At 70.9% G+C, this 23,265-nt stretch carries 22 protein-coding genes; 12 read left to right on the top strand and 10 right to left on the bottom strand.

What is annotated here, in order from left to right; translation table 11 throughout:
- Genes AB5J54_RS17460 through AB5J54_RS17445 form a run of 4 tightly spaced genes read left to right on the top strand, consistent with a single transcriptional unit; the run spans nt 1 to nt 4,102 of the window.
- Entirely contained in the window at nt 1-738 is a 738-nt protein-coding gene (locus tag AB5J54_RS17460; protein ID WP_369144837.1) for a cytochrome c biogenesis CcdA family protein, read from the top strand.
- Nucleotides 739-743: 5 nt separating this feature from the next.
- A complete protein-coding gene (locus AB5J54_RS17455; protein WP_369144836.1) occupies nt 744-2,444 on the top strand; it encodes a cytochrome c biogenesis protein ResB in 1,701 nt (566 codons plus the stop codon).
- Entirely contained in the window at nt 2,441-3,526 is a 1,086-nt protein-coding gene (ccsB, locus tag AB5J54_RS17450) for a c-type cytochrome biogenesis protein CcsB (protein WP_369144835.1), read from the top strand. Before AB5J54_RS17455 ends, ccsB begins: the two co-directional genes overlap by 4 nt.
- Nucleotides 3,527-3,571: 45 nt before the next feature.
- The gene (locus AB5J54_RS17445) at nt 3,572-4,102 is read left to right on the top strand and encodes an SRPBCC domain-containing protein (RefSeq protein ID WP_369144834.1); all 531 of its coding nucleotides are present in this window, start codon (nt 3,572-3,574) and stop codon (nt 4,100-4,102) included.
- Nucleotides 4,103-4,105: 3 nt separating this feature from the next.
- Here AB5J54_RS17445 and AB5J54_RS17440 read toward each other — a convergent pair whose 3' ends face one another.
- From AB5J54_RS17440 to AB5J54_RS17420, 5 genes are all read right to left on the bottom strand, one after another.
- The gene (locus AB5J54_RS17440) at nt 4,106-5,653 is read right to left on the bottom strand and encodes an ABC transporter substrate-binding protein (protein ID WP_369144833.1); all 1,548 of its coding nucleotides are present in this window, start codon (nt 5,651-5,653) and stop codon (nt 4,106-4,108) included.
- Between the two features lie 4 nt (nt 5,654-5,657).
- On the bottom strand, nt 5,658-7,721 hold the full coding sequence (locus tag AB5J54_RS17435) for a hypothetical protein (protein ID WP_369144832.1): 2,064 nt from the start codon (nt 7,719-7,721) through the stop codon (nt 5,658-5,660).
- A 139-nt stretch (nt 7,722-7,860) separates the two neighbouring features.
- Entirely contained in the window at nt 7,861-8,769 is a 909-nt protein-coding gene (locus AB5J54_RS17430; protein WP_369144831.1) for an isopenicillin N synthase family dioxygenase, read from the bottom strand.
- The gene (locus tag AB5J54_RS17425; RefSeq protein WP_369144830.1) at nt 8,762-9,214 is read right to left on the bottom strand and encodes a nucleoside deaminase; all 453 of its coding nucleotides are present in this window, start codon (nt 9,212-9,214) and stop codon (nt 8,762-8,764) included. The genes AB5J54_RS17430 and AB5J54_RS17425 overlap by 8 nt, the downstream gene beginning before the upstream one ends.
- A gap of 31 nt (nt 9,215-9,245) precedes the next feature.
- Entirely contained in the window at nt 9,246-9,866 is a 621-nt protein-coding gene (locus tag AB5J54_RS17420; protein WP_369144829.1) for a flavodoxin family protein, read from the bottom strand.
- A gap of 161 nt (nt 9,867-10,027) precedes the next feature.
- Here AB5J54_RS17420 and AB5J54_RS17415 point away from each other — a divergent pair, with 161 nt between their 5' ends.
- A complete protein-coding gene (locus tag AB5J54_RS17415; protein WP_369144828.1) occupies nt 10,028-10,951 on the top strand; it encodes a DMT family transporter in 924 nt (307 codons plus the stop codon).
- On the opposite strand, the gene AB5J54_RS17410 is transcribed toward AB5J54_RS17415, so the two are convergent.
- Nucleotides 10,854-11,738 (bottom strand): LysR family transcriptional regulator, encoded by an 885-nt coding sequence (locus AB5J54_RS17410; protein WP_369144827.1) that lies wholly within the window; start codon nt 11,736-11,738, stop codon nt 10,854-10,856. The two genes, AB5J54_RS17415 and AB5J54_RS17410, sit on opposite strands and share 98 nt — an antisense overlap.
- Nucleotides 11,738-12,127, bottom strand: coding sequence for a PLD nuclease N-terminal domain-containing protein (locus AB5J54_RS17405; RefSeq protein WP_369144826.1), 390 nt, complete (start codon nt 12,125-12,127; stop codon nt 11,738-11,740). The genes AB5J54_RS17410 and AB5J54_RS17405 overlap by 1 nt, the downstream gene beginning before the upstream one ends.
- Before the next feature lie 89 nt (nt 12,128-12,216).
- Here AB5J54_RS17405 and AB5J54_RS17400 point away from each other — a divergent pair, with 89 nt between their 5' ends.
- From AB5J54_RS17400 to AB5J54_RS17390, 3 genes are read left to right on the top strand one after another with little or no spacing between them, the layout of a single operon-like run.
- Complete coding sequence (locus AB5J54_RS17400) at nt 12,217-13,668, top strand: menaquinone biosynthesis decarboxylase (protein ID WP_369144825.1); 1,452 nt, start codon at nt 12,217-12,219, stop codon at nt 13,666-13,668.
- A complete protein-coding gene (gene mqnP, locus AB5J54_RS17395) occupies nt 13,665-14,567 on the top strand; it encodes a menaquinone biosynthesis prenyltransferase MqnP (RefSeq protein ID WP_369144824.1) in 903 nt (300 codons plus the stop codon). Before AB5J54_RS17400 ends, mqnP begins: the two co-directional genes overlap by 4 nt.
- A 30-nt stretch (nt 14,568-14,597) precedes the next feature.
- On the top strand, nt 14,598-15,266 hold the full coding sequence (locus tag AB5J54_RS17390) for a UbiX family flavin prenyltransferase (RefSeq protein WP_369144823.1): 669 nt from the start codon (nt 14,598-14,600) through the stop codon (nt 15,264-15,266).
- Here AB5J54_RS17390 and AB5J54_RS17385 read toward each other — a convergent pair.
- Nucleotides 15,263-15,400: a hypothetical protein gene (locus AB5J54_RS17385; RefSeq protein WP_189806327.1), complete on the bottom strand. Its 138-nt coding sequence runs from the start codon at nt 15,398-15,400 to the stop codon at nt 15,263-15,265. The two genes, AB5J54_RS17390 and AB5J54_RS17385, sit on opposite strands and share 4 nt — an antisense overlap.
- Nucleotides 15,401-15,513: 113 nt before the next feature.
- On the opposite strand from AB5J54_RS17385, the gene AB5J54_RS17380 reads away from it, so the two are divergent.
- Both AB5J54_RS17380 and mqnE read left to right on the top strand, forming a co-directional pair.
- Nucleotides 15,514-15,969, top strand: a complete 456-nt coding sequence (locus AB5J54_RS17380; RefSeq protein WP_017241016.1) for an Lrp/AsnC family transcriptional regulator — start codon at nt 15,514-15,516, stop codon at nt 15,967-15,969.
- A 49-nt stretch (nt 15,970-16,018) separates the two neighbouring features.
- Nucleotides 16,019-17,182, top strand: coding sequence for an aminofutalosine synthase MqnE (mqnE, locus tag AB5J54_RS17375; RefSeq protein WP_369144822.1), 1,164 nt, complete (start codon nt 16,019-16,021; stop codon nt 17,180-17,182).
- Between the two features lie 52 nt (nt 17,183-17,234).
- On the opposite strand, the gene AB5J54_RS17370 is transcribed toward mqnE, so the two are convergent.
- Nucleotides 17,235-17,768, bottom strand: coding sequence for an N-acetyltransferase family protein (locus tag AB5J54_RS17370; protein WP_369144821.1), 534 nt, complete (start codon nt 17,766-17,768; stop codon nt 17,235-17,237).
- 135 nt (nt 17,769-17,903) lie between these two features.
- On the opposite strand from AB5J54_RS17370, the gene AB5J54_RS17365 reads away from it, so the two are divergent.
- Entirely contained in the window at nt 17,904-18,170 is a 267-nt protein-coding gene (locus tag AB5J54_RS17365) for a DUF4229 domain-containing protein (RefSeq protein WP_369144820.1), read from the top strand.
- Between the two features lie 357 nt (nt 18,171-18,527).
- Entirely contained in the window at nt 18,528-19,868 is a 1,341-nt protein-coding gene (locus AB5J54_RS17360; RefSeq protein ID WP_369144819.1) for a dicarboxylate/amino acid:cation symporter, read from the top strand.
- A gap of 57 nt (nt 19,869-19,925) precedes the next feature.
- Here the strand turns inward: AB5J54_RS17360 and AB5J54_RS17355 are convergent, their stop codons facing one another.
- Nucleotides 19,926-23,159 carry a tetratricopeptide repeat protein gene (locus AB5J54_RS17355; RefSeq protein ID WP_369144818.1) on the bottom strand — a complete coding sequence of 1,078 codons (3,234 nt, stop codon included), beginning with the start codon at nt 23,157-23,159 and terminating at the stop codon, nt 19,926-19,928.
- Nucleotides 23,160-23,265 lie beyond the last annotated feature (106 nt).

Genomic DNA, 23,265 nt, shown 5'->3' with positions numbered 1-23,265 from the left:
GTGAACGAGACGGTCACCAGCGGAGCCCTGCTGCTCGCCCTGCCCCTCGCGGTGCTCGGCGGCCTCGTCTCCTTCTTCTCGCCGTGCGTGCTCCCGCTCGTCCCCGGCTACCTCTCGTACGTGACGGGGGTCACCGGCACCGACCTCGCCGAGAGCCGCCGCGGCCGGATGACCGCCGGTGCCGTCCTCTTCGTCCTCGGCTTCACCGCCGTGTTCGTCTCCGGCGGCGCGCTCTTCGGCTACTTCGGGTCGACGCTCCAGGAGTACCGCGAGACGCTCACCACGGTCCTCGGCGTGCTCATGATCCTCATGGGCGTCTTCTTCATGGGCCTGATGCCCTGGTTCACCCAGCGGGAGTTCCGCTTCCACAGGAAGCCCGTCGCCGGACTCGTCGGCGCCCCGCTCCTCGGCGCGCTCTTCGGCATCGGCTGGACCCCGTGCATCGGCCCGACCCTCGCCTCCGTCAACGCCCTCGCCCTGGAGCAGGCCAGCGCCGGACGCGGGGCGGTCCTCGCCTTCGCGTACTGCCTCGGTCTCGGCGTACCGTTCGTGCTCGCCGCCATCGCCTTCCGCAAGGCGCTCGGCGCGTTCGGCTGGGTGAAGAAGCACTATGTGTGGGTCATGCGGATCGGCGGCGGCATGATGATCGTCACCGGTGTCCTGCTCCTGACGGGCGCGTGGGACAGCATGGTGGCCACGATGCAGGGCTGGTCCAGCGGTTTCACGGTGGGGATCTGAGTTCCATGAGCAAGACCGATACGACGGAGCAGCAGGAGAGCCTCGGCAGCGCCGGCGCGCAGCTGTCGACGGCCCCCCAGGAGGACACCGCCGTCGGCGGTCCCACCCTCGGGGTCATCGGCTGGATCCGCTGGTTCTGGCGGCAGCTGACCTCCATGCGGGTCGCGCTGATCCTGCTGTTCATGCTCTCCCTGGGCGCCGTACCGGGCTCCCTCATCCCGCAGACCAGCGCGGACGAGCTGAAGGTGCAGACCTTCAAGGACGCCCACCGGACGCTCACCCCGCTGTACGAGAAGCTGCAGTTCTTCGACGTCTACAGCTCGGTGTGGTTCTCCGCGATCTACATCCTGCTGTTCGTCTCCCTCATCGGCTGCATCCTGCCCCGCAGCTGGCAGTTCGTCGGCCAGCTCCGCAGCCGCCCGCCGGGCGCCCCGCGGCGCCTCGACCGGCTCCCCGCGTACACCACCTGGCGCACCGAGGCCGAGCCCGAGCAGGTCCGCGAGGCCGCGCTCGCCGTCCTCAAGGGCCGCCGCTTCCGCGCCCACACGGCAGGCAACGCGGTCGCCGCCGAGAAGGGCTACCTCCGCGAGACCGGGAACCTGGCCTTCCACGTCGCCCTGATCGTGATGCTCGTCGCCTTCGCCTGGGGCCAGCTCTTCAAGTCCGAGGGCGGCAAGCTGATCGTCGAGGGCGACGGCTTCTCCAACACGCTCACCCAGTACGACGACTTCAAGTCCGGCTCCCAGTTCGGCACCGACGAGCTGGAGCCGTTCAGCTTCAAGCTGGAGTCCTTCAACGGCACGTACGAGAGGAACGGCCCCCAGCGCGGCACCCCGCGCACCTTCGAGGCGGCCGTCAGCTACTCGCAGGGCGGCGCCGACAAGAAGGCGGTCATCAAGGTCAACGAGCCGCTGAAGGTGGGCGACTCCAAGGTCTATCTGATCGCCCACGGGTACGCGCCCGTCGTCACCGTCAAGGACGGCCGCGGCAAGACCGTCTTCCACGGCGCCGTGCCGCTGCTGCCGATCGACAACAACATCACGTCGACCGGCGCGATCAAGGTCATGGACGGCTACCGCGACAAGAACGGCGACAAGGAGCAGCTGGGCTTCCAGGCCTTCTTCGTGCCGACGTTCGCGGGCGCCGGCAAGGGCACGATGTTCTCGCAGTTCCCCGCGCTCGACTTCCCCGTCATGGCGCTCACCGGCTTCCACGGCGACCTGCGCGTGAACTCCGGCCTGCCGCAGAACGTGTACCAGCTCGACTCCTCCAAGATGAAGCAGTTCGACGTCACGGGCGGCACCGGCAAGGCCAACCGGCTCCTGCCCGGTGAGACCATGACGCTGCCCGACGGCGCCGGCTCGATCACCTTCGAGAAGGACATCAAGGAGTGGGCGAGCTTCCAGATCTCGCAGCAGCCCGGCAACGGGCTCGCCCTCACCGGCGCGATCGCCGCGATCGCCGGCCTGACCGGTTCGCTGTTCATCCAGCGGCGCCGGGTCTGGGTCCGGGCCGTGCGCGGTGAGGACGGCGTGACCGTCGTCGAGATGGCCGGGCTCGGCCGGAGCGAGTCCGCCAAGCTGCCCGAGGAGCTGGGCGACCTCGCCCTCGCCCTCACGGCACAGGCCCCGCCGACGGCCTCAGTACCGGAACCCGCGGAAGAACCCGCAGAAGACCCTGCCCCTTCTGGAGAGGCCGACAAGTGATCCTCGCCGCCACGACCAACGAGAGCCTGGCGCGGATGAGCGACCTGCTCATCTACTCCTCGATGGCCGTCTACACCCTGGCTTTCTTCGCCCACATCGCCGAGTGGGTGTTCGGCAGCCGCAGCAAGGTCGGCCGCACCGCCGCCGCCCTCACGCAGCAGGCCTCCGCCGCCCCGGCCGCCGCCGTGACCGTGCAGGTCAAGAAGGCCGGCGGCACCGCCGTCCTCGACAAGCCGAAGGTCGTCACGCGCTCCTCGGCCGGCACCCGTGACGTGCCGGACGGTCCCGGCGCGGCCGGCGGCACGGTCAAGGGCGATCTGTACGGCCGTATCGCCATCTCGCTCACCGTCCTCGCCTTCGCGATCGAGGCGGCGGGCGTGGTCTCGCGGGCGCTGTCCGTGCAGCGGGCCCCCTGGGGCAACATGTACGAGTTCTCCACCACCTTCTCGACGGTGGCGGTCGGCGCGTACCTCGGCTTCCTCCTCGCGAAGAAGAACGTCCGCTGGATCGGCCTTCCCCTGGTCACCACCGTCCTGCTCGACCTGGGCATGGCGGTCACCTGGCTGAAGACCCCCAGCGACCAGCTGGTCCCGGCGCTCGACTCGTACTGGCTGTGGATCCACGTCTCCACCGCGATCTTCTGCGGCGCGGTGTTCTACATCGGCGCGGTCGCGACCCTGCTGTACCTCTTCCGCGACTCGTACGAGAACAAGCTCGCGACCGGCGGCAACCCGGGCTCCTTCGCCCGCTCCGTCCTGGAGCGGCTGCCCGCCGCGGCCTCGCTCGACAAGTTCGCCTACCGGGTCAACGCGGCCGTCTTCCCGCTCTGGACCTTCACGATCATCGCCGGCGCGATCTGGGCCGGCGACGCGTGGGGCCGCTACTGGGGCTGGGACGCCAAGGAGGTCTGGTCCTTCATCACCTGGGTCGGTTACGCGGCGTACCTGCACGCGCGCGCGACGGCCGGGTGGAAGGGGCGGAAGGCCGCGTACATCGCGCTCATCGCCTTCGGCTGCTTCCTCTTCAACTACTACGGCGTCAACATCTTCGTCAGCAGCAAGCACTCGTACGCGGGCGTCTGAGCCGCTGAGCTGGCAGCGGGCCTGTCCCGGGGTGACGCTGGAGGTATGAGCGAGATCCCCCGGGGCAGGAGCGAGACCCACGACGGCGACGCGCACCTGCTGCGGTTCGTGGTGGACCTTCCGCATCCGGTACCGGTGGTCTGGGCGGCCGTCGCCTCGCCCGAGGGCCTGCCGAGCTGGCTCTGCGAGGCGGATCCGCTGGAGCCGCGGCTGGGCGGGAAGGTCACTCTCCGCTGGCTCAACAGCGACACGGAGGTCTCCGGGCAGGTGACTGCCTGGGACCCCGACGTGGTGGCCGAGTACACGGTCGGCCCTTCGCACGGGCGGATCCGGTTCCATCTGGAGCCGGGGTCCGACGGCGACGGGTCGACCGTGCTGCGTTTCACGAACGAGTTCACCGGGTCGACGGAGTACCGGCTGGACTGCCTCGCCGGATGGCACGAGCACTTCGAGCGCCTCGTCGCGGCGCTGGACGGTCACCCCACGGACTGGCGTGACTGGTCGCCCGAGCGGTGGCAGCACCTGCGGGACCTGTACGAGCGCGACGAGGCGGCCTGGCCCAAGTGGGAGCCGTGAGCCTCACCCCCGCTTCGGCGGCAGGCAGGTGTCCGTCGGGGGGTGTCCCTCCGGCCAGGCCATCTGGACGAAGCGCTGGGCGCCGTCCTGGGTCAGTTCCACGATCGGGACCGCCTTGTTGTACGGGTTTCCGTAGTTGTCCAGGCAGATCCAGCCGCTCGCGCCCTCCACCCGCAGTGAACCCTTGACCTGCGGCCACTGCGTGCCGACGTCCTCCTTCGACGGGTGGGCGGCGCCCTCCGGGGTGGCCTGGCGGATCGCGTGGACCGCCGTCGCCATCGCGTCGTACGCGATGATCGCCTGGCCGTCCGCGAGCGCCACCGGCCGGTCCTTCGGGGCGGCCTTGGCGATGTCCTGCACGAAGTCGGCGTACGCCTGCTCGGAGCCGCCCGTCGCCGGAACCTTTCGCCCGGGCGCCGGCTTCCAGGCGTCGGGGTGGGCGAGGGACGCGTACCGCACGGTCAGCCGGCCCTTGAGGGCCTTCCGGTCGAGCTTCGCGTCCGCGCCCAGGTACGAGCCCTCGTCGCCGGTCAGGACGGTGAAGGCGCGGTCGACGCAGCCGCGGTCGCCGAGCGCGTTGATGAACTGGCGCAGCTGGGTGTGACGCCCCGCGAAGAAGACGGTCTCGGCGCGGGTGTCGCAGATCAGGTGGGTGATGTTGGTGAAGGTGTTGGCCGTCGTGCCCTCCTGGGTGGGGTCGGCGGCGGAGGTGAACTCCTGCGGTTCCAGGGGCGCGTTCTTGAGGGACGCGGCGAAGGCGGCCTTGAGGGTGTCGACGTAGTGGTCGCCGCTGCGGGTGTCCTGGACGAGGAGCGCCTTCGCGGCGTCGACGCGGCCGAAGTGGGCGAGCGCCTTGGCCTCGTCGCCGTTGGTGGGGGAGACGCGGGCGAGGCCGGGGTAGGGCTTGCGGCCGGGGCCGTTGGCGATGTCGTCGGCGGTGATGGTGGTGCCGACGACGGCGACCTTGGCCCGGGTGAGGGCGGTGACGGCCTCGCGCATCTCGGTGGAGGAGGTGGCGATGCCGGAGACGGCCCGCAGCCGTTCGGGGCCGTCGGCCATGGCGACGAGCTGGTCGACGGTGGTGCGCCAGTGGGCGTTGCCCTGGCCGGTGTTGGCGAGGACGAGGCGGATCGTGGGCCGCCGGCCGTTGGATTCCTGGTTGGCCCGGCGCTGGTAGGCGTACGCGCCCTGGACCTCGTGCAGGACCTTGATCCGCATGCCGGCGTCGGTGGAGGTCAGGGGGAGGAGGACGGCGACGGTGACGTACTCGCCGTCCTTCAGCGTGGCGTTCTCGGCGCGGATGGTCTCGGCGATGTCCTTGAGGTCGGCGAAGCCGAAGTCGTGGCCGGTGCCGTTGACGCCGACGCATTCGTCGCTGTCGGCGGGGCGGGCCACCCCCTGTGCGCAGGAACGGTTTTCCGGCTGGGTGAGCCGGGCGAAGCCGTAACCGCCGAGGCCGAGGACGACGGCGGCGGTGGCCAGGGAGGCCACGAGCTTCTGGCGGGGGGTGCGGACGCGCCGGCGCAGCCGGCGGGTGAAGGGGTCGGGCATGGCGTCAGACTCCGATCTCACGGGCCGGCGGCAGCGACAGCTCCCGCCAGGCACGGATGTCGCGCGGCCACTGGCCCGCCGCGTCCCAGAGTGAACCGCTGCCCGTCAGATGGCGGCCGGAGAGCCGGCGCAGCTCGTGCGCGAGCAGGTCGGCGACCTCGTCGTCGGGCAGTGCGAGCGGATCGGTGAGCAGCCATACGGCGTGCAGCAGGCGCCGTACGGAGAGGTGGAGCGCGGTGGTGTCGGCGTCGAGGCCGTCCGGGAGGGCGCCGGCCGGCTCCTCGCCGAGGGCGACCGCACGGCGCGGGTCGGGGCCGGGCCGGCCGCGCTCACGCGGATACGGGGCGGCGGCGACGAACCGGAGCGTGCCGAGCCAGCCGAGCACGTCCTGCCGGGGGAAGGTCTCCCGCAGGTGCGTGACGGCCTCCTCGGCGCGGCCGAGGGCGAGGGCGTGGTGGAGGCGGTACGGGCCGGGGGCCGGGCCGTAGTGCCGGTAGAGGGTCTCGTGGACGGCGTGCCAGGCGGCGTACCGCGGATGGTCGTCGTCCTCGAAGCGGAGCCGGTACAGGAGCAGCGCGCGCAGCAGCGGGTCGGCGACGAAGTGGGCGGGGCCCTCGCCCCAGTTCTCGGCGCGCAGCTGGTCGCGGACCCGCAGCGCCACGTCCCCGTCCAGGGACTCGGCCTGGAGCCGGGCGTGGGCGAGCATCCGGGCGGACTCCTCGTCGTGGGTCGCGGCGAGCACGGCGTACGGCCCCGGTCGGCGCACCGGCAGGAGTTCGGCGAGGAGCGTGGGGGCGACGGGCACCGGCGGGGCGTCCTCGCGCAGCTCCACGGTGAGGTCGAGGAGCCCGCCGGGGGTGAGGCCGGCCCGCAGTTCGGCGGGGGTCTGGCGGACGGCCTGGCCGAGGAGGGCGACGCCGAGGGGGCGGCCGCCGGTCAGCCGGTGGACGGCGCGGGAGAGTTCGGCGTGGGTGCGGCCCGCCGGGTCGTGGCGGTCGAAGGCGGACCGGGTCTGGGCGGGGGAGAGCGGGGTCAGTTCGACGGCGAGGATGCCGGAGCCGACGCTCGTCCCGCGCGGGCAGGGCGCCCGGTGCGCGGTCTCCGGCAGCCGGGTGCGGGTGGCCTGGCGCAGGCCCTCGTGGTCGCGGACCCGGGAGCCGGCGAGGACGACGACCTTGTCGCGGCGGCCCTCGGCGGAGCGGGCGCGCAGGATCGGCTCGACGAGCTGCCGGCCGAGCGGTTCGTGGGCGTTGTCGAGGAGGAGCAGGGGCCTGCCGATCCGGCTGCCGCGGCGGAGGCCGGTGTAGGCGGTCAGCAGGTCCTCGGTGAGGGCGCCGACGAGGAAGTCCTCGGCCTCGCGGCGGCGCCTGCCGCCCTGCTCGAAGTCGACGGCGAGCTGCTGGAGTCCGGCCTTGCCGCGTCCGCCGGCGTTGCGATAGGCGCCGTACCAGCTCTCGGAGGCGCGCTGGAGCCGGCCGAACACCTCCTCCAGGACGGTCTCCACGGTGGCCTCGGCGAGCAGTCCGGCGAGCGGGACGGCGGCGTCGGCGAAGGTGGCGGCGAGCTTGGCGAGGACCTTGCCGACCCAGTTGGCGGCGGCACCGCGGGTCGCGTCGACGGTCGCGAGGAGCGGCCCGAGCCGCTGGAGGTCGCGCCGGGCCCGCTCGTCGTCCTCCTGGGACCAGCCGAGCGCGGCGACCGCGACCAGGCCGAGCGAGAGCCGGGGGAAGCGGACGGGCCGGGCGCCGAGGACCTTCGGTGACAGCTGTACGGCCAGCTCGGCGAGGGCGCCGGTGACCGGGGTCCAGCCGGGGCCGTGGTCGGCGGGCGGTTCGAGGTGGGCGCAGTCGAGCAACGCGAGCGGGGTGTAGCCCTTGTAGCGGTTGCGGACCTCCTTGAGCAGGGCGGTCTTCCCCATGCCGCGCCCGCCGGTGAAGACGGTGACCGGCGGGTCGTCCCCGTGCTCGTACGCGACGCGCGCGGCCCCCTTGGCGGTGAGCCCGACGAGCCGCGCGACGAGCCCGCCGTCGTCCAGGACCGCCTCGCGGCCGTACAGCTCTCTGTCCACCCGCAACCCCCCCTGCTTCCCCACGAGATGTGCCCCGTCACATCGTCAATTCCAGGATATCGACAGGGTGTTGGGAAGTAGCCCGGCTTTTCGTTCTTCTCTTCAGGGGTGCTTCGGCCGGCAGTGGGCCCGGGGCAGGTCAGTCGGCGGCGATGGCGTCGAGCTGGGCGCGCAGGTACGCGTGCGACTCGATGCCGTGGATCGTCGTCCCGGGCGTGCACTCGTAGAAGTACACCAGCGACATCAGCTCCTCGGAGGGCGCGTCGGCCGGCGGCGGCAGCACACGGTGCCGACCGGACCGCCACCGCCCACCGGTCCATCCCGCCATCAGATCGCCGATGTTGACGGTGAACGCGGCCGGGTCGAACGGAGCGTCCTGCCACCCGGCACGGTCGGTGAACACCTGCAGTCCCCCCTTCCCCGCCTCCCGGTCGAGGACGGTGACCGTGCCGAAGTCCGTGTGCGGTCCGATACGGAACTGCCCGGGCTCCGGATCGCCGGTCCGCTCCCGCCCCGGATACCAGTTCACGTTGAAACCGAAGGTGGGATGTCCGGTGTGCCGGGTGAAGAAGTCCCGCTCCTCGCCGAGCGCGACACCGAGCAGATCGAGCACCCGGTCGGAGAGCGACTTCATGGCGACCAGGTAGGTCTCGACGAGCGGTCTGAGCTCGGGCACCTCGGCGGGCCACGTATTGGGCAGGAACCACTCCGCGTCCACGGCGGGGTCCCCGGTCGGCTCGTCGGCCGCGAAGGAGAGCGACTCCTTCAGATCGGGCGGGGTCGCCGTACCCTCCGCGTACCCGTTGGCCTCCGCCCCCGGTCCGAGCCACCCCCGCCCGCCGACCCGCACGGCGTACGGCTCCTTGACGGCGGCGGGAAGACGGAAGAACCGCCGGGCGACGTCCCGGATCTCCGCCCGCAGCCCGACATCCACACCGTGCCCGGTGACGAGCAGGAACCCGGCCTCGCGCAGGGCACGGTCGACGGCGGGCAGCTGCGGGGCCGGGTCGCGGCCGAGGTCGATGACAGGAAGGTCGGCTTCACTCATCCCCGATGTCCTCGTTCCACAGCGCCGGGTTCTTCTCGATGAAGGTACGCATCAGCTCGACGCACCCGGGATCACCGAGCACGACGACCTCGACCCCGTGCTCCGCGAGCCACTCGTGCCCGCCGTGGAAGGTCTCGGCCTCCCCGACCACCACCCGGGAGATCCCGAACTGGCGCACGAGCCCGGAGCAGTACCAGCAGGGCGAGAGGGTCGTGACCATCGTCGTCCCCCGGTACGAGCGCTGCCGGCCGGCGTCCCGGAAGGCGGCGGTCTCGGCGTGCATGGACGGGTCCCCGTCCTGCACCCGCCGGTTGCGCCCGCGCCCGAGCAGCACCCCGTCGGGCCCGTAGAGGGCGGCCCCGATGGGGATCCCGCCCTCGGAGCCCCCGGCCCGCGCCTCGCCGACCGCGACCCCGAGCCACCGCCGCGCCAGTTCCAGATCCATACGGGGAGCCTTCCCCACCGGGGAGCCGGCCTCACGCGACCGCGTCGGACTCCTCCTCGTAGGGGAAGCGGGCGAGAGGGGTCTGCTGGTGGAAGAAGGTCTTCGCGCGGATCAGGGCCTGCTCGTCCTCCTGTATCTGGCCGGGGCGGGAGGCGCTTCCCTTCAGGACTCCGCCGAAGTGCATCCGCAGGTAGGCCGCCGAGTGGTTGAGGGTCGTCACCAGGCCGTCCGCGACCTCGTGCTCGTCGTGCGCCATCGCCGTCACGCCCCAGAGCGTGCCGCCCGCCATGCGCTCCTTGAAGTCCGAGCCCGGCACGTTGAGCCAGCCCGACCAGTAGTCCAGGTACCGCTTGGTCTGGGCCGAGAGGCTGTACCAGTAGAGCGGCGAGACGATCACGAGGTCGGTGGCCTCCACCGTGGCCCGCCGCAGCTCCTCCTCCACCTCGTCGGTCTGCCGGCCGGCGGCCTCGTGGCGGCCGTCCTGGAAGTCGGGGAGGGAGAGGCGGTTCAGGTCCACCCAGCGCTGCGGAATGTCGGCGGGCAGGTGCGCGGCGGCCTCGCGGGCCAGTGCCTCGGAGTTGCCGTCGGCGCGGGAGCTGCCGAGGACGAAGAGGAACGAGCGGTTCGTGCCACGTGCGGCTTCGGGGGTCATGTCTGCTCCGGGTCCAAGGGGGAGGCAAGGGGTGTCCCGGTGCCAACTCCGGTTCTCCCGCAGGTATTCCGGGCCCCCATCGGCTCCGCCGATCGGGCCCATCGGCAGGACGCCCCACTGGCTCGTGGACCGGGCCGCCGGCCCTTCGTAGCGTCGTTCCCATGAGAAACGAGACCAGGGGAACCCTTGAACTGACCCTCGCCATGGTGCTCTCCGGCACCCTCGGCGTCTTCGTCGTCGAGTCCGGGGCCTCGCCCTTCGAGGTGGTGTTCTTCCGCTGCCTCTTCGGGGCCGTCGCCCTCGGCGCCTACAGCCTCGTCCGGGGCTTCTTCACCGGGCACGGCTTCACCGCGAGGAAGCTGGGCCTGGCGGCGCTCGGCGGAGTGTTCATCGTCTTCAACTGGGTTTTCCTCTTCGAGGCGTACGCGGCCACCTCCATCTCCCTCGCCACCGTCGTCTACCACACCCAGCCGTTCTTCCTCGTGCTCCTCGGGGCCGTCCTCCTGAAGGAGCGGATCTCCCGGTCCAAGCTCGGGTGGCTCGCCCTCGCCTTCGGCGGGCTCGTGCTCGTGTCCGGCGTGCGGCCCGGCGACACCGGCTCCCTCGCCGGGCTCGGGTTCGCCCTCGCCGCCGCCGTCCTCTACGCCCTCGCCACCTTCGTCACCAAGCGCGTCACCGGCGTACGGCCCCACCTCATCGCCCTCGTCCAGGTGCTCGTCGGGATGCCGTTGCTGCTGCCCTTCGTCCGCTTCGGAGGCGTCAGCGGGGGCGGGTGGGGGTGGCTCGTCGGGCTCGGGTTCATCCACACCGGGCTCATGTACGTGCTGATGTACGCCGCCTACGCCAAGCTGCCCACCAGCAAGATCGCCGTCCTCGCCTTCACCTACCCCGCCGTCGCCATGGGCGTCGACTGGGCGGTGTACGGGCATCACATCGGGCTCGTCCAGGCGCTCGGCGTCCCGCTGATCGTGCTCGCCAGCCTCAAGGTCACCCTCGCTGCTCGGACACCAGCCGCCGCGCCTGCTCCACGAACAGCCGCACATGCGCCGGAAGCCGCTTCCCCCGCCGCCACGCGAGCTGCGTGAACAGGGTGAACGGGGCCTCCCAGGACAGCGGCACCAGGGTCCCGCCCGCCAGTTCCTCCTCGACCGTCACCCTCGGCAGCAGCGCCACCCCCAGGCCCGCCGCCACGCCCCGCTTCGTCGCCTCGATCGTGCCGAACTCCATGAACGGCGGCGCCCACTCCCGCAGCTCCGCCTCGAACAGGTCGCGGTACGGGCAGCCCGGCTCGGTGCCCACGAGCCGGGCGTCGGCCAGGTCCGCGCTCGTCAGACCCGTACGCCCGACCAGGGGATGGTTCGGGGCCGCCACCAGGACCAGCGGCTCCGGCGCGAGGACCTCCGACTCCAGGCCCTCGTGTTCCGTCTCCGGCTCCATCAGGAAGCCCACGTCGTACGTGCCCTGCCGCAGCGCCTGCCGGGTCTCGTCGCCGAGCGTGGGGCGCAGCGTCAGCCGCACCTTCGGGTAGCGGTGGTGGAAGTACTCCAGGAGCGCCGGCAGCCGGTACGAGGTGAGGGACTCCATCGTGCCGACCGCGATCGGGCCCGCGGGCTCCTCCGTGACCGCCACCGCCGTACGCGCCTCCTCCGCCAGGTCCGCCATCCGGCGGGCGTACGGAAGGAGACGTTCCCCGGCCTCCGTCAGGCGGATCCTGGATCCCAGGCGTTCGAAGAGTTCCACCCCGAGGGAGGACTCCAGCGACCTGATCTGGGCCGTGACGCTCGACTGGGCGTAGCCCAGTTCCGCCGCCGCCCGGGTGAAGGAGAGGACGTCGGCCACCTTCTCGAAGGTCGCCAGGAGCCGTAGCTCCATCAGCTCTCGCCCTTGTCCTCGCCCTGCTCGCGCCGCTTCAGCTCCTCCTCGCGGCGGCGCAGGTCCGCCTCCCAGTCCTTGAGGAGCGACTCGTCCTTCTTGTTCTCCTCGCGGAGGGACTTCAGGAACTCCGGGTTGTCGTCCGGGGCGACCCACTCTTGGCGGTGGTTCCTGTGCCACTCGGAGGGCGTACGGCCTCCGGCGGGCGCGCGGCGCATCTTGCCCGCGGCGAACCAGACGATCGGGCCCACGATCCAGAACAGCAGGATGATGATGACCCAGACCACCTTCGGCAGGTGCTTGGCCTCGTCCTCGGGGGTGTTCAGGCAGTCGATGAACGCGTAGATCGTCAGCGCCAGCGGCAGGATGTACATCAGTGCCCTGAGCATGTGGTGCAGCCCCCTGGAAGCAGCGGCGGGGCCGGTTGCGGCGGCCCCGGTGACAGGCCAAGCCTAGCCCGTGACCGATACTGGCCCCTATGGCTTACGACGATCTCCGCTCGCTGCTCAGGGCCCTGGAGCGCGAAGGCGACCTCAAGCGCATCAAGGCCGAAGTCGACCCGTACCTGGAGGTCGGGGAGATCGTCGACCGGGTGAACAAGGCGGGAGGTCCGGCGCTTCTCTTCGAGAACGTCAAGGGCTCCTCGATGCCCCTCGCGATGAACGTCTTCGGCACGGACCGCCGCCTCCTCAAGGCGCTCGGTCTGAAGTCGTACGGCGAGATCAGCGAGAAGATCGGCGGGCTCCTCAAGCCGGAGCTGCCGCACGGCTTCGTCGGGGTCCGCGAGGCCTTCGGGAAGCTGGGCTCGATGGTCCACGTGCCGCCGAAGAAGGTGAAGGACGCCCCGGTCCAGGAAGTCGTCCTCACCGGGGACGACGTCGACCTCGACCTCCTTCCGGCGCTGTTCACCTGGCCCAAGGACGGCGGCTCCTTCTTCAACCTGGGCCTCACCCACACGAAGCACCCCGAGACCGGCGTGCGGAACCTGGGGCTCTACCGGCTCCAGCGGCACGACAAGCGCACCATCGGCATGCACTGGCAGATCCACAAGGACAGCCGCAACCACTACGCGGTCGCCGCCGAGCGCGGCGAGCGGCTGCCGGTCGCGATCGCCTTCGGCTGCCCGCCGGCCGTCACGTACGCCTCCACCGCCCCGCTGCCCGGTGACATCGACGAGTACCTCTTCGCCGGCTTCGTGCAGGGCAAGCGGATCGAGATGGTCGACTGCAAGACCGTCCCGCTCCAGGTCCCGGCCAACGCCGAGGTCGTCGTCGAGGGCTGGCTGGAGCCCGGCGAGATGCTGCCGGAGGGCCCCTTCGGCGACCACACCGGCTTCTACACCCCGCAGGAGCCCTTCCCCGCCCTGAAGATCGACTGCATCACCATGCGGAAGCGTCCGCTGCTGCAGTCGATCGTCGTCGGCAGGCCGCCGACCGAGGACGGGCCGCTCGGGCGGGCCACGGAGCGCTTCTTCCTGCCGCTCCTCAAGATCATCGTGCCGGACATCGTCGACTACCACCTGCCGGAGTCGGGCGGCTTCCACAACTGCGCGATCGTCTCGATCGACAAGAAGTACCCGAAGCACGCGCAGAAGGTCATGCACGCCATCTGGGGCGCGCACATGATGTCGCTGACCAAGCTGATCATCGTGGTCGACAAGGACTGCGACGTGCACGATCTCCACGAGGTCTCGTGGAGGGCGCTGGGGAACACGGACTACTCCCGCGACCTCACCGTCGTCGAGGGGCCCGTCGACCATCTCGACCACGCCTCCTACCAGCAGTTCTGGGGCGGCAAGGCCGGTATCGACGCCACGAAGAAGCTGCCGGAGGAGGGCTACACCCGGGACGGCGGCTGGCCGGACATGGTGGAGTCGGACCCGGCGACCGCGGCCCTGGTGGACCGCCGCTGGAAGGAGTACGGGCTGTGACCACCGCGGCCGTGCCCGGCGCCCAGCCGGGGCGCACCAAGGCGTTCCTCCGGCTCGTGATGATCGAGCACTCGGTCTTCGCGCTGCCCTTCGCCTACATCGCCTCGCTCACGGCGATGTTCCAGCTCGACCGGAACATCCACTGGTGGACGCTCTTCCTCGTCACCGTCTGCATGGTGGGGCTGCGGACCTTCGCCATGGCCTGCAACCGGATCATCGACCGCGAGATCGACGCGCGTAATCCGCGGACCGCGAACCGGGAGATCGTGACCGGTGCGGTGTCCGTGCGCTCGGCGTGGACCGGGGCCGGGATCGCCGTCGTCGTCTTCCTCGGCGCCGCCGCCCTCCTGAACCCGCTCTGCCTGGCGCTCGCGCCGCTCGCCGTCATCCCGATGGTCGTCTATCCGTACGGGAAGAGGTTCACGAACTTCCCGCACGCGATCCTGGGCCTCGCCCAGTCCATCGGACCGATCGGCGCCTGGCTGGCCGTGACCGGGGAGTGGTCCTGGGACGCGGTCATCCTGGGCCTCGCGGTCGGCATCTGGATCGGCGGCTTCGACCTCATCTTCGCCTGCCAGGACGTGCAGGCCGACCGGGCGCACGGCGTCATGTCGGTCCCGGCCCGCTTCGGCGTGCCGGCCGCGCTGTGGGGTGCCCGCGCCTCGGCGGTCGTGACGACCGGGCTCCTCGTCTGGTACGCCCTGGCGACGGACGCGGGCCTCTTCTTCTGGGTCGGTCTGGTGATCGTGGTCGTCGCCTTCTGCTACGAGCACACGATCGTGAAGCCGCACGACCTGTCCCGGCTGAACAGGGCGTTCTTCACGACGAACGGCTTCATCGGGATCAGCCTGTTCGTGTGCGCGCTGCTCGATCTGCTGGTCCGCGGGCTCACCCCGTAGCCCGGTGCGAGGACGGATAGGGTCGACGGCATGAACGACGGCAAGCGCATCCCCTGGATCGTCGGGGTTTCCGGGGCGTCGGGTACGCCGTACGCCGCCGCCGTGCTGAGGGGGCTGCTGGACGCGGGGGAGAGCGTCGACCTCGTCGTGTCGCGGGCCTCGCGGCTGACGCTGCTCGACGAGACGGGGATCGCCTTCCGGGACGCGCACTGGCGCGAGGACCTGGCGGCCTGGCTGGCGCGGGGCGCCGACGGGAAGCCGGACACGTTCTCGGTGGACCTGGGCGACGTGCGGTACTGGGCGGCCGGGGATCTGGCCGCGGGGCCGTCCTCCGGTTCGTACCCGGCGAAGGGGATGCTGGTGGTGCCGGCCTCGACCGCGGCGGTGGCGGGAGTGGCGCTCGGGCTCTCGAAGGACCTGCTGCAGCGGGTCGCGAGCGTGACGCTGAAGGAGCGGCGTCCGCTGGTGGTCGCGGTGCGGGAGACCCCGCTGAACGGACAGACGCTCAAGCACATGGTGGCGCTGGACGAGGCGGGCGCCGTGGTGCTGCCCGCCTCTCCGGCGTTCTACGCGGGGGCGACGCACATCCAGGATCTGGTGGACTTCGTCGCCGGGCGGGTGCTGGACGCGGCGGGAGTGCCGCACCAGCTGTACCGCCGGTGGGAGGGAGAGCTCGGTGGAGCCCTCTCGTCTGATTAGCGCTTCTTGGCGCGCTTCTTCGCGGCGCGCTTCGAGGCGGCGGTCGGCTGGTGGGCACGCGAGCGGTTGGCCAGGTCCTGCAGCTCGCGCATGCGTGCGTAGGCCATCTCGATCGTGTACACGGTGAACACCACTCCTGAAAGATCGTCTTTGATCTGCTGAAAGATTCACAGGGTGTCTCCCCTGTGTACCTTAGATTCTATACCTAAACTCGCGGTATCGCTGGACAATGGAAGGCTTCATACCTATGGACGCCGTGGACAGGCAGCTCATCCAGGCTCTGCGCGAGAACGGCCGTGCCTCGTACGCCGAGCTCGGCCGGCTCGTCGGGCTCTCCGGCCCCTCCGTCACCGACCGCATCAACCGACTCGAGGCCGCCGGAGTCATCACCGGCTACCGCGCGACCGTCGACGCCGCCTCGCTCGGCCTCGGCGTGACCGCCCTCATCGGCATCTCCCTCTCGGACGCCGCCGACCACGAGGACGTCGCCCGCCGACTCAAGGACCTCGCCGAGATCGAGGACTGCTGGTTCATCGCCGGCGACGACTCCTTCATGCTCAAGGTGCGCGCGAACGACGTCGACGGCCTGGAGAAGACGATCCGCCGGCTCTCCGGCACCAAGGGCGTCTCCCGCACCCGTACGACGATCGTGCTCTCCACGAAGTGGGAGAACCGGGTCGGGGAGCTGCCTGAGGAGGGCTGAGAGTACGGTGGTCAAGCCTGAATTCGGAGATAAAGGGAGGCGGCCGTACATGGACGCGGGACTCAAGCGCGAACTTGAGCAGAAGGTCCGGGACGGTGAGCGGCTGAGCCGTGAGGACGGCATCGCCCTGTACGAGTCCGACGACCTCGCCTGGCTCGGCGGTCTGGCCCACGAGGTCCGGACCCGCAAGAACGGCGACGTGGTCCACTTCAATGTCAACCGGCATCTGAACATGACCAACGTCTGCACCGCCTCCTGCGCCTACTGCTCCTTCCAGCGCAAGCCGGGCGAGAAGGACGCGTACACCATGCGCATCGAGGAGGCCGTGCGCCTCGCGAAGGCGATGGAGAACGAGAACCTCACCGAGCTCCACATCGTCAACGGGCTGCACCCCAACCTGCCCTGGCGCTACTACCCGCGCTCCCTCTCCGAGCTCAAGAAGGCCCTGCCGAACGTCTCCCTCAAGGCGTTCACGGCCACCGAGATCCACCACTTCGAGACGATCTCCGGCCTCTCGGCCTCCGAGATCCTCGACGAGCTGATCGAGGCCGGCCTGGAGTCGCTGACCGGCGGCGGCGCCGAGATCTTCGACTGGGAGGTCCGGCAGCACATCGTGGACCACAAGACCCACTGGGAGGACTGGTCCCGGATCCACCGCCTCGCGCACGAGAAGGGGCTCAAGACCCCGTCGACGATGCTCTACGGGCACATCGAGGAGCCGCGCCACCGCGTGGACCACGTGCTGCGGCTCCGTGAGCTCCAGGACGAGACCGGCGGCTTCCAGGTCTTCATCCCGCTGCGCTACCAGCACGACTTCGTCGACATGCAGGACGGCAAGATCCGCAACAAGCTCCAGGCGCGCACCACGATGGCGACCGGCGCCGAGGCCCTGAAGACCTTCGCGGTCTCCCGGCTGCTCTTCGACAACGTGCCGCACGTCAAGGTCTTCTGGGTCATGCACGGCGTCCAGACGGCGCAGCTGGCGCTCCAGCACGGCGCCGACGACATGGACGGCTCGGTCGTCGAGTACAAGATCACGCACGACGCCGACAACTACGGCACGCCGAACAAGCTGGGCCGCGAGGACCTGCTGGAGCTGATCCGCGACGCGGGCTTCCGGCCGGTCGAGCGGAACACGCGGTACGAGATCATCCGCGAGTACCCGGGTCCGGACGCGGAGCGGCGCGAGACGCCGCAGTCGATGCGGTTCTGAGCTGATCGCGGGAAGGGCCGGCGGGGACGTCCCCGCCGGCCCTTTCCCATGCTCACTTCAGGGGCAGCAGCATGATGATGTCGTCGCGGTCGTCCCCGGGCGCGACCCGGATCGCGTCGGGGACGCGGCCGACCTCCTTGTAACCGGACCTGGCGTAGAAGCCGTCGACGCCGGTGCCGCCGCGGCAGGTCAGCCGGATCGCCTCGATCTCCTCGAAGCCCTCGGCGGTGCGGGCGGTGTGCTCGACCGCCGCCATGAGGTCGCGGCCGTACCCCTTGCCCTGGTAACGGGGGTGGACCATCACGGTGTAGAGCCACACCCAGTGGGTCATCAGCCGGTGCTTGTTGAAGGTGAAGAAGGCGGTGGCGGCGACCGTGCCGTCCGCGTCCCGGCCGACGAGCAGGCGGGTGCCGCCCTCCGTCATCGCGACGAGGTGCTTGAGCAGCGCGGGGCGTATCTCGTCGGGGGTCACGGGGGGTACGAAGCCGACGGCGCCGCCCGCGTTGGAGACGTCCGCCCAGAGGGAGAGCACGCCGTCGCGCAGAGCGGGGTCGACTGCCGGGTCCACCTCAAAGGTAAGGGTCATGCTGGAAGGTTATCTATTACTCTGGTCGCGCTCAAGAGGCCCGGTCCCGGAGCCGCCTCCGCCGCGTGCTTCACTGGAGGGCGCTCGTCCCTCACGGGAACTTTGGGATCTTTCGGAACGGAAGAGTGGACTGACATGCTCCGCTACACGCTGATGCGGCTCGGGATCTTCGCCGGGTGCTTCCTCGCCCTGTGGGGTCTCGTCTACGTCGGCGTGCTGCCGCGCGGCCTGGGCGACTCGAACCTCCTCTGGGTCCTCGTCCTCGCCCTCGTCGTCTCCGCCCCGCTGAGCTTCGTCCTCCTGCGCAAGGTGCGGGACGAGGCGAGCGCCGAGGTCGTGGCGAAGGTCGAGCGCGCGAAGGGCCGACTGGACTCGAACCGGTCCCAGGAGGACGCGCTGTAGCCGTATAAGGGCTGCGTAAGCTTCCTCACAGACATCCACCCCGGGCAGGGCCTTCCAAGGCTCCGGCCTGGGGTGTTCTGCGTTTCGGAGGCGTACGGGGCTCTCCGCATCTCAAAGAATGGCTTTGAGGTTCTCAAAGTTCAAGTGTTAACGTGTTCGACATGACGACAACAGTGCGCCTCTCCCCTGCCGCGGGCACCCCGCTCGTGGCGCGCCTGCACGTCGATCTCTGCCGCTGTATGTCCGCGGTCTGTTGCCGCGCCTTCTGATCCGGCATCATGCAGCGGCCCGCGCCCGAGCGCGTGCGTGCCGCACCCCCGTCCCGTATTGCCCGATACGCACCTGTGGAGTGTGCCTGTGTCCGCGTCCGCGTCCGAGACGAAGTCCCCGGCTTCCTCGCGCATACCCAAGGTCCCCTTCTGGGCCCAGATCATCGCCGGTCTGGCCCTGGGTGCCCTGCTCGGCTGGATCGCCCGCAGCCAGGACGTCTCCTGGCTCAAGGAGACCCTCGGCCAGGTCGGCGACATCTTCGTCCAGCTGCTCAAGCTGGCCGTCGCGCCGCTCGTCTTCTTCGCGATCCTGGTCTCGATCACCAACCTGCGGAAGGTGAACAACGCCGCCCGGCTCGCCACCCGCACGCTCCTCTGGTTCATGATCACCTCGCTGATCGCGGTCGGCATCGGCCTCGCCATCGGCCTGATCACCAACCCGGGCGCCGGCACCGGCCTCACCCCGCAGGACGGCAAGCTGCCGAAGCGCGAGGGCTCCTGGATCGACTTCCTCACCGGCATCATCCCGACGGACGTCATCACCCCCTTCACCGAGCTGAACGTCCTCCAGATCGTCTTCATGGCCGCCGTCGCCGGCATCGCCGCCCTCAAGCTCGGCGACCGCGCCAAGCCGATCCTCACCCTCTCCGAGTCGGTCCTGGAACTCCTCCAGAAGGCCCTGTGGTGGGTCATCCGCCTCGCCCCGCTCGGCACCGTCGGCCTCATCGGCTTCGCCATCGCCGACTACGGCTGGGACCTCATCGGCAAGTACGCGACCTTCACCGCCGACATCTACATCGGCTGCGCCCTGGTCCTCTTCGTCGTCTACCCGACGCTGCTCGCCACGGTCGCCAAGGTCAACCCGCTCCAGTTCTTCAAGGGCGCCTGGCCGGCCATCCAGCTGGCCTTCGTCTCCCGCTCCTCGGTCGGCACCATGCCGGTCACCCAGAAGGTCACCGAGCGCCTCGGCGTCCCGAAGGAGTACGCCTCCTTCGCCGTCCCGTTCGGCGCCACCACCAAGATGGACGGCTGCGCCGCGATCTACCCGGCGCTCGCCGCGATCTTCATCGCCCAGATCTTCGACGTGCAGCTCGGCATCGGCGACTACCTGCTGATCGCCTTCGTCTCGGTCATCGGCTCGGCGGCCACCGCCGGCCTCACCGGCGCGACGGTCATGCTCACCCTGACCCTCTCCACCCTGGGCCTCCCCCTGGAGGGCGTCGGCCTCCTGATGGCGATCGACCCGATCCTGGACATGATGCGCACGGCCACGAACGTGGCGGGTCAGGCGCTGATCCCGGTGATCGTCTCGGCCCGCGAGAAGATCCTCGACCTCACCGCGTACGAGAACGCCTCGTCGTCCCCGATCGACGACCTGACCGCGATCGGCGAGAAGGACGAGAAGGTCGCGGTCACGGCCGCCGCCTGACCCTCCTCGCCCAGCGCCTCCGTGCCCCGGACCTCCCTGGTCCGGGGCACGTTCGCGTCAGGGGGTGAGCTCGGCGACGCGGGCGTGGCACCAGGCCGCGATGTCCTCCTTGCCGGCCGCGCTGTAGAGGCCGGCCGCGGACCGGTAGAGCTCGGCGGGGTCGCCCTGAGCCGGATCCTCGGCGGCGACGTCGGCCAGGAGGACCAGGGCGTAGGCCTGGTCGAACCGGGTCCCCGTGGTCTCGTAGCGGCGCAGCGCCTTCCGGACGGTGGCCGCCGCCGCCCCGTGCTGCCGGAGGTGGAGTTCGAGCCGCGCCAGCCCGCACAGCGCGTCCCCTTCGCCATTCGGGTCGCCGATGTCCCGCCAGAGACCCAGGGACTCGCGCAGGGACTCCCGTGCCGCGTCGAAGTGCTTGGTGTCGAGGTGGACATAGCCCATGCCGAGGAGCTCGATGGCCCGTCCTCTCCGGTCACCGATTTCGCTGTGGAGCCGGTGGGCCTGCGTGTGGAACTGCAGGGCTTCGTCCAGCCGTCCTTGCGTCCGGCTGACGTGGGCCAAGGCGCCGAGCCCGATGCCTTGGCCGCGGACGTCACCCAGGGCCGTGTAGATGGCGAGGGCCTCCTGGGCGGCGGCGAGCGCCTCCGCCACAAGGCCCTGCTCCAGGCGGACGATGGACAGATTCGCGAGCGTGTCCGCCAGGCCTCCCTGGTCGCCCAGGGAGTCGAAGAGGCGGTACGACTCCTCGAACAGCTCGGCGGCCTCCTTGTACTGCTGCCGATACCTGAGGATGCTTGCGTAGCCCATGCACACCTTGGCCTCGCCGCCGCGGTTCCCGAGGATCCGGTAGAGCTCCAGGGCGGGCCGGTAGCGGTCCTCGGCCTCGACGAGCCGGTGCTGGTTCCGGCGGTTGTCACCCAGACGCAGGAGCGCCTCGGCCTGGCCGTGCTCGTTCCCGGTGGAGAGGTACAGGGCATAGGCCCGCTCGAATCCGTCGGCCGCCGTGGCGCTCCGCTCGAGCAGGTAGTCGATCGTGGCGATCTCCAGGACGGCGTCGGCCTGCCCGTCGGTGTCGCCGTGGGTCTCGTAGAGAGCGAGGGCCTCGCGCTGGCGGTCCATGCCCTCCGCGTGACGCTCCTGCTTCCGGTACGTCCTGCCCAGGCCGGTCAGCGCGTGGGCGTGCTCCAGCGACCCCTCCGTCGCTACGGTGAGCAGCAGGTCGAACAGCCCTTGCGCCTCCACGATCCGGGATCCGCCGATCCAGAGCCGGCCGACCGCGAGCAGGAAGGCGGACGCGTCCTCCCAGCCGTCGAAGGCCGCCGCGCGGGCCGCCGCGCTCAACTCCTGGGCGTGGGCGTCCAGCCAGCGGCGGGCCCGGCGGATCGGCTCGTCGTCCTCGGGGCTGCTGCGCAGGGCCTCCCGCTCCTGCCCCAGGCGCGCGAGGAGAAAGGCGTACAAGCGGTTCCGGCTCGGTTCCGTCTCCTCCGGGGCGTCCTGGGTCGCGCGTTCCCTCGCGTATCCCAGACTCAGGTCGTGGAAGCCGTAGCGGCCCTCGCGGTGGGTGAGGAGCTGTTCGATCTCGGTGAGGCGCAGCTGCGTGACGTGCTCCGGCAGGCCGCTCATCGCCGCCAGCGAGTCCGCCCCGAAGTCCGGGCCCGGGTGTACGGCCGCGTGGCGGACGAGGGTGCGCAGTTCCGGGTCGAGGGCGTCGTAGGCGCTGGTGAAGGCGGCTCGCTCGGCGGCGTCGATGTCGGGGAACGCGCGGTACGGGGAGGAGTCGGCGAGCGAGGCGAGCACGGCCTCGGGCGGGGCGCCGCGGCGCAGGCGGGTGCTGAGGGCGCGGACGGCGAGCGGACTGCCGTGGACGCGGTCGGCGATCTCGTCGAGTCCGGTGGTGGATTCGGGGACGCCCATCCGGTGCCAGGCGTCGGCGCATTCGGCCTTGCTCAGGGGCTTCAGCTCGCGGCTCCAGTCCCAGGTCAGGTCGGTGAGCGCCGAGCGGCTGGAGACCAGGACGAGGCTCTGCGAGCCGGCTCCGGGGAGGAGCGGGGCCAGCTGGGCGGCGTCGCGGGCGTTGTCGAGGACGAGGAGGACCGCTCTCCGCTCCAGGGACAGGCGCCAGGACTCGGCGCGTGCGACGGGGTCGGACGGGATGTCCTGGGCCGCGTGCCCGAGGTGGAGGAGCTGTTCGGCGATCACGGCGTCGGGGGAGCGGGGCGTCTCGCCCGGGGTCCAGCCGCGCAGGTCGATCTCCAGGCAGCCGCCGGGGAACCGCTCGGAGACGCGGGTGGCGACGGTTCGGAGCAGTTCGGACTTGCCCAGGCCGCCGCGGCCGTGGATGAGGCAGACGGCGGGGGCGGCCGCCGCCATCGCCTCCAGCTCGGCGAGTTCCTCGGTGCGGCCCGTGAAGTACTTGGTGGGGGCGAGCTGGGTGCGGGGCGCGAAGGCCGGGGCGGTGCGGGTGCGGCCGGGGCCCATCTCGCCCGGCCGGTCCAGGGAGGCTCCGCGGCCGGGGTGGAGGGCGGGGGCGGGCGTGGCGAAGGAGCGGTTCGCCGCGAGACGGATGCGGTGGCCGTTGTCGCGGGTGCTCATGCGTGGCTTCGGGATCGCGTGGCCGTCGATGACCCGGCCGTCGAGGCGGGCGCACAGCGTGTCGTACAGATCGGCCATGGTGAGGGCGGGCTGCTGGTCGCCGCGCCGGCCGTCGGGCAGGACGGCGGGGAGGCCGCTCGCGAGGACGGCGAGCAGTTCGAGGGTGAAGACGCTGCCCTCGGTCAGGCACAGGGAGCGCTCGGTCTCGGCCGCCGAGGTGAGGACGCAGGCGCCCTCGATCTCGAAGTCCCGCTCGGTGGCGGGTGGGTGGGCGGCCATGTGGAGGGCGCCGCCGCTGAAGCAGGAGTCGACGATCACGATCTTGCGCTGGGCCTGGGAGGCGGCCACGATCGCGCGGACCTCGTCGTACGGGACCGAGTGGAAGGGCCTCGCCTTCCGGGACTCCCGGGTGCTGAGCAGCAACTGCTTGTCGTCCCGCCCGACATGGCCGTGTCCGGCGTAGTAGACGAGGAGCAGGTCGCCCGCCTCGTCGGCCGCGTCCTGCACGGCGTCGAGGAAGGCGGCGGCGGTGCTGTCGGGCGGGACCGTGACGCAGTGGGCCGGATCGAGGCCGCCGAGGTCGTCCGCGACGAGCAGGGAGCGCAGGGCGGGGGCGTTGTGCCGTACGCCGTCGAGGGCGGCGAGGTGCCGGTAGGCGTGGACACCGAACAGGACCGCGCGGGAGGTGCGGGCCGGTGTCATGGGCCGCCGCTCGTGATCCGGACCTGCATGTGGCGCGCCCCCGTCATCCCGTCGTCGCTGCGATCCAGGCCGAGTCTAGGAGCTTTGTAGGCTGGCGGAGGGAGTA

This window comes from Streptomyces sp. R44 (assembly GCF_041053105.1).
Lineage (GTDB): Bacteria > Actinomycetota > Actinomycetes > Streptomycetales > Streptomycetaceae > Streptomyces.
Note: the sequence above shows the minus strand (reverse complement) of the source record. Positions and strands in the feature narration are given on the sequence as shown.